The organism is Candidatus Villigracilis proximus (genome assembly GCF_016717045.1).
Lineage (GTDB): Bacteria > Chloroflexota > Anaerolineae > Anaerolineales > Villigracilaceae > Villigracilis > Villigracilis proximus.
On the sequence record NZ_JADJUO010000036.1, the window covers coordinates 227,036 to 233,448 of the forward strand.

Genomic DNA, 6,413 nt, shown 5'->3' on the forward strand with positions numbered 1-6,413 from the left:
AAGGTTTAGGTTTTTGCACTCCACCAGAAGATAACCTTCTAATATCTTCATAAATATTCTGAAAAAATATTTTGACAAACGGTTTGTTCTCAAGAGTATCTTTTCAAAAAACAAGAGCAGCGCAAGCCTGATTCGTGGTTGCGTCAATTATTAATTCAGAGACTTTACCGCGAGTTTTTCCCTCACCATACATGGCTACAAGTAACGTTCCCTTTGGAAATATCTTTACATTCGTTTCTTTCAGGGCGGCCTCTGTAACAAATTCATTTGCCTCGTTCACAAACAAGTCATTTAGTGCTCCGCTCGTTACCCAAGGGATAGTCCCATTTTTCCAATATCGTTCATTGCTTCGTAAGGGTGTTGAGCCAGTTCCAACTTTAGCAACTTCGCCAACCGTTGACCACTTCCACCCTGCAGGTAGTTGACCATCATCCTGAATTCTGAATTCATCATTCCGAATTCCTAATTTCCCCTCCACCGCCGCCTTGAGCACGGACGCTTTGTAACGTTTAACCTCCGCTTTGACACGCTGGAGCGCAGCCATGCCTGCATCCAACTGCGTAAACAGTTCTTCGATTTTGGCGACAATGCGTTTCTGCTCGGGCAGTGGAGGCAAAGGGAAAGAAAAATTGCGCAATTTCGATTTCGTGATTTCTTTAAAAGTTGTTCCTGTTGCTTGCCCAATAAAAAAATCAACATTTCCAAGAAGCCAATATGCCAGATAATGGTTGTAAACATCATCTTTACAAATAAAAGAAGCAAACCCTTGATTGGTTGTTACCTCTGCTCCAGCAATGGCAACATAGTCTATACTGGCACGAGATGTCATCAAAACTGTTCCCTTTGGTAGTAAGCGGGCAGAACTTTTTTTCAAGCCGTCATCGGTAATTTTTTCTCTAGAAGTAGCAACAACAGTAACACGATTGCGTGGAATTTCAGTTGGAGTCAACCAAATATGACGTCCTCCAAAATATTCGGGGTGTTCGCGTGATGGAGTGCCACCGCCAACAAGTTCAGCAATTTCTCCAAGAGTAGTTTCTATCCAGCCATTCGGCAACTGCTTCGCGCCCTTATCCATTCTCTATTCCCTACTCTCCCAACACCACATTCAACTCATCCAATAAAGCACTCAAGCCATCCCCAAACACGCGCACTGCGGCAAACTGCCCGCCTTTGTTATAAAACTCACCCACGCTCAAGTCATCGGTACGCACCGAAAGATTCACGCCGATATGCTCGGCGATCCGATCAAGCCACCAACGTTGTTCATTCGTAAATGTGCGCCCATTTCTTTCCTGCGCCGTCAGCCATTCGTGATAACGCTGCGCGACCTGCTCAGGTAGGGCGTCAACTCATCATCCAACTGCACGGCATGGCGCACCAGCGAAACCAGATCCGAGAGCACGCGGCGTTCATTCACCCCGCGCACGCGGTCACGTTCCAATTGAGCATACGCCCGCCACAGCCGTTCCGTCGTCCAGGTATGCGGCGGCTGTTCCAAGATCGCCGCCAGTTCCTTGATCTGTGCGAATGTTACTCGGCGCTGTCCATGCGGACGGTTGAAAAATCATTTGTAATGCGGTGATCTCATCTTTGTTCTGCTCAATGAACTGCTTGAAAGATCGACGGTTGCGCGCGCCTTCTCTGTGCCTTCAGCGGCAAAGCCGGCTTCCTGCAACTCGTCCACGCTGACCGTATCCAATACCTGCTCATTACGAGTGTGAATCTCGATCAGCACGCCGCGCAAATTTGGATTTTCAGCCAATGGGCGAATAGCGGCCTCCACGAGATCACGGCCTGCCTGTGCAATTTGTTCTTCATCAGGAGCAGGATTCAGATTTGAAGCAGATGCGATCACTGCATCAGGATCGAGCGCATCCAGAATCGCTTCGGCAATTTCAACGGGAGTCCGCTTCGCACCCGTGGCCTGAATCCGGCTTCGATCTGCATCGCTTAATCTGCCGTCCAATTTCATCAAGCGGCTTGCCAGCGAAGAAAGCGTATCCTCGTCCGTCACGCCGAACGCGACGGCTTCCAATAATTGCTGGAAGGTTTTCCCGCGCTTGCGTTCCAGCGATTGCGTATCCACTTTTGCCTGCTCGACAATTCCGATCGCATCCACGATCACAAAGCGGTCTTTGACGGTGGCATCAGGCGTTACAGCCTGTAGATCATTTGGATTGATGACGCGCGTACCGCGCCCGAGCATTTGCTCGAACAAGATACGGCTTTTCACCTGACGCATGAACAACAAGACTTCCAACGGTTTGATATCTGTGCCGGTGGCGATCATGTCCACGGTGACGGCGATGCGCGGATAATAACTGTTTCGAAAATTAGCGATCAAGGTTTCGGGCGGGACGCCGGTAGCGCGATAGGTTATTTTCTGACAAAACGCATCGCCCTTGCCAAATTCCTCACGCACAATGCGCACGATGTCTTCTGCATGGCTGTCATCTTTGGCGAAGATCAAGGTCTTGGGCACATCCGTTCGCCCTGGAAAAATTTCAGTAAACAAGCGTTCCTTGTAGGTACGCAGAATTTTTCGGATCTGACCATCGCTGACAACTTCCACATCGAGTTGTTTGGCATCATAAGTAAGAGTCTCGTCCAACTGTTCCCAGCGTTCACGGCGCGTGAGTTTATCGCGCTGTCCGACCCAAAAACCAGCATCCACGCTTGAGCCTTCTGCCGTGATCTTGGTACGAATACGATAGACTTCGCCATCCACATTTACCTTGTCAAGGACAGCGCGCGTCCGGGGATATTCCATCACAAGATTTTGATTGAAAAAACCGAAGGTTTGCTTACTGGGTGTAGCGGTTAAGCCGATCAAGTGCGAATCAAAATATTCAAGCACCTGCCGCCAAAGATTGTAAATCGAGCGGTGACACTCATCGGTGACCACGATGTCAAACATTTCGATTGGAAATCTAGGATTGTACTCAACCTGTTTTTCCTGCTGCTGGTCAAGGACATTTTCAACTTCAAACAACGAACCTTCCTCGTTGCCTTCTTCGAAAGATTCTTCCCCGCGCAGCATCGAGTACACGCGCTGGATGGTTGTGATCACCACACGATTGACAGGGTCAATGGTATTGCCCTGCAAATGTTGAACATTGTATAACTCGGTAAATTTACGCCCATCATCCGGCGTGGTGTATGCCTGAAATTCCTTGAGCGTCTGACGGGCGAGGTTGGCGCGGTCCACCAGAAAGAGAATCCGCCGTGCCTTTCCAAATTTGATCATCCGATAAACAAAACTGACCGCAGTAAAAGTTTTTCCTGAACCGGTCGCCATTTGAATCAGCGAGCGCGGCTTATCCTGCGCCAAAGATACTTCCAAATTGGAGACGGCTTCAATTTGCGCCTTCCACAATCCGGTTGTATTCAGCGGCGGATATTGTCCAAGACGTCCACGAAAGGTTACTTTTTCAGATACCCAGTCTGCCAGTGTCTCCGGGCGATGGAAATGAAATATGCGGCGCGAACGCGGCTGCGGATCACGCTCGTCACGAAAGTAGGTTTCAACTCCGGTGCTTTCATATAGAAATGGTAATGGAAGAGTCACATGCGGCACGTTCGATGGCAATCCTACAGAATATCGCGCGGCTTGATCTGCCACGCCAGATAAGGTAGCTCCTTCCGGCTTGGCTTCCACAACCCCCACTGCTTTACGATCCACGAATAATAAATAATCCGCCTCCCCTGTTTGCAGCGGAAACTCACGTACTGCCACGCCGCGACCTGCATACAAATTCATCTCAATGCGGTCTTGAATTACCCATCCTGCTGAGATGAGTTGTTGGTCAATATTTTGACGGGCAAGTTCTTCAGGTGTCGGCATATTCGTTGTGATCTGTTATTTATTTATACTCTGATGTGTTTCTGGGCAGGGTATTCCCCGCTGATTTCCCCAAGTATACCCGACCTCTTTCTGTAAATCGCCAACGGCAACAAATAGTGTATGAAATTTTATTCAACGTGAAGATGAAGGATATGGTGAATAAATAATGGAGAATGCGGACTGAAGTCCGCGTTCCGGCTAACTGGAGTGTGGATTTCAATCCGCGTTCGGGCATATAAAAAATCCGACGTTCAATTGAACGTCGGTTTTTTTATATTTATCGGGTAGGTCTTGAGGGCGGTTCCAATAGGACAGCGAGTTTCTTTGCGCCTTCCGGGTCGGTGATGGCGAGCACTTCATCGAACTCTTCAAGTTTGGATGTGCCGCGCGGCAGGGTGATCTGTCCGTTGCGGATGATGGCGGCGATCACACATTGATCGGGCAGTCCCAGATCTTTGAGTGCCATGCCAACGGCTTTCGCGCCAGCAGGGACTTTTTCCTCGACCAGCGAGTAACGTCCGCGGCGGAGTTTGAGCAGGGTCATCATATCGCCCAGTGACATTTCCTCCTGGATCAGGTGGGAAAGCACATCAGCCTGATTGATGGTTTCATCAACATGGAAGTTCTTATCGAACAACCACGCATTGCGCGGATTGTTGATGCGGGCCACCGTGCGGTTGACCTTGAACATGGTGCGCCCCAAATAGCACAAGACGAGATTTGTGGCATCGTCATTGGTGCAGGCGACAAGCACATTGGCCTTGTCCAGGCCGGCCTGTTTCAAAACATTCGGGTCTGTTGCAACCCCTTCATAGATCACTTCAGTTGGGATTTCGTGATGCAGTAAAACAAGCAGTTCGCGGCGGTGTTCCACCAACCGCACCTGATGATTCTGATCCAATAATTGCGCAGCCAATTGTGCGCCGGTTCTTCCACCGCCAGCAATAAAGACCAACATATTAAGCCTCCGTTCCTTCCTGCAAACGTCCGCGCAGGGCTGTTACACCTTCAAGAGTCGTGCTGACCGTGAGCACATCACCGCTCTTCAACAACGTATCCGACGCGGGCAATTCTGCGCGTCCGGCACGGGTAAGCGCGGCAACGATCACCGCATTCTTACAGCCTTCCAGCAATGCGGCAATGGAGCGGCCATTCCATTTTTCAGTGATGTACATCTCATACAATTCAACTTCGCCATTTCCGGCAGAGAACACAGCGCGGAAGGACGGGTCGATTAATAATTCCTGCAAGCGTTCCGCGCCCCAGGCAGTGGAGCTGACGATCTGCAAGCCAAATGCTTCAAGCATTTCACGCATGGCAGGGTCATAATTGCGGACCAAAACCTGCTTCACCTGCGGATAATGGGTTCGAATGGTATGGCCGATGACAGCGTTCATGGTGTCGGAATTTGTGACAACCGCCACGCCGTCGGCTTTGTCCATGCCGGCACGGGTTAATGTGTCCATGGAGAGCGCCTCTCCCTCGACGGTGCGTCCGCGAAAATCCGAGTGGATGCGGTTGAATGCATCCTTCTTGCTGTCTACAACCACAACCTGATGTCCATTCTTAAACAGGCGGTAGGAAAGTTCCGCGCCAACCCGTCCGCATCCGATGACGATAAAGTTCATATTCATAGCTCCTTACTCCACGCCTTTATCATGTACATGATAAGGCACATTTGTGATCACGATACCGTGTTGATTCTTTAATTGCTCACGCAAAATATTCGCAGTGTTGGTATGCAATGTACCGCTCAAACGGTTTTCCGAAACAAATTCGGGCACCACAATGGTGATCGTCTCACCCGGCTGACGCTCTTTGGCGATATCCGAGATATATCCCAAAATCGGTTCAACAAAAAGGCGGTAGGGTGAATCCAGTAAAACCATGCGCACGCCTTCGCCCCATGTTTCCCATTTCGCGCGGACTTTTTCAGCATCCGCGGGTTCGATCACGACATGCACAGCAGTCACATCATCTGACAACATACGTGCATACCGCAGCGCAGCCAATGTCCCCTGGTGCACACCACTGACCGGCATGATCACACGGTGACGCATGGCGTGAGGCGGGATGACTCCGAAATTATCAAGGGAAAGTTTTTTGGCAAGATTATTATAGTGACGATGGATCATCCAGAAAATCGCGACCAAAGCAGGGATCAGGATCAAAACCACCCATGCGCCATCCTGGAATTTTGTTATCGCAAAGACCATCATCACGACGGCGGTACAGATTGCGCCGAAACCATTGACGATCATTTTTACAGGCCAGTCTTTTACGAAGCGCAGAGTCGAGCCACGTTCTACTTTTTCTTCATCCGGTTTCAGTTTACCGATCTTGTACCAGCGCAGCGCCATGCCGCCCTGTGACAGGGTAAACGATAAGAACACACCGATCGCATACAACGGGATCAAACGCGTAACACTTGCATTGAAGATCACAAGCAAAAGAGATGCGATCAAAGCCAGAGCAACGATACCGCGCGAGTACACCAGACGGCTGCCGCGATAGGTTAACTGGCGGGGCAGGAATCCATCTTTTGCCACGAGAGCGCCCAAACGCG

The 6,413-nt window shown here is 50.0% G+C and carries 5 protein-coding genes and 1 pseudogene; all 6 read right to left on the bottom strand.

Annotation, left to right across the window (positions count from 1 at the left end; all coding sequences use genetic code 11):
* Positions 1-103: 103 nt before the first annotated feature.
* Positions 104-1,078, bottom strand: a complete 975-nt coding sequence (locus IPL71_RS24825; protein WP_345326327.1) for a restriction endonuclease subunit S — start codon at positions 1,076-1,078, stop codon at positions 104-106.
* 10 nt (positions 1,079-1,088) lie between these two features.
* A pseudogene (locus IPL71_RS26330) lies at positions 1,089-1,501 on the bottom strand (type I restriction-modification enzyme R subunit C-terminal domain-containing protein).
* Positions 1,502-1,567: 66 nt separating this feature from the next.
* Positions 1,568-3,847 (bottom strand): type I restriction endonuclease subunit R, encoded by a 2,280-nt coding sequence (locus IPL71_RS24840; protein WP_345326331.1) that lies wholly within the window; start codon positions 3,845-3,847, stop codon positions 1,568-1,570.
* A 277-nt stretch (positions 3,848-4,124) separates the two neighbouring features.
* Complete coding sequence (locus IPL71_RS24845) at positions 4,125-4,805, bottom strand: potassium channel family protein (protein ID WP_345326332.1); 681 nt, start codon at positions 4,803-4,805, stop codon at positions 4,125-4,127.
* Position 4,806: 1 nt separating this feature from the next.
* On the bottom strand, positions 4,807-5,481 hold the full coding sequence (locus IPL71_RS24850; protein WP_345326333.1) for a potassium channel family protein: 675 nt from the start codon (positions 5,479-5,481) through the stop codon (positions 4,807-4,809).
* Between the two features lie 6 nt (positions 5,482-5,487).
* Positions 5,488-6,413: amino acid permease (locus IPL71_RS24855; protein ID WP_345326334.1), on the bottom strand; the 926-nt coding region annotated here is incomplete at its 5' end.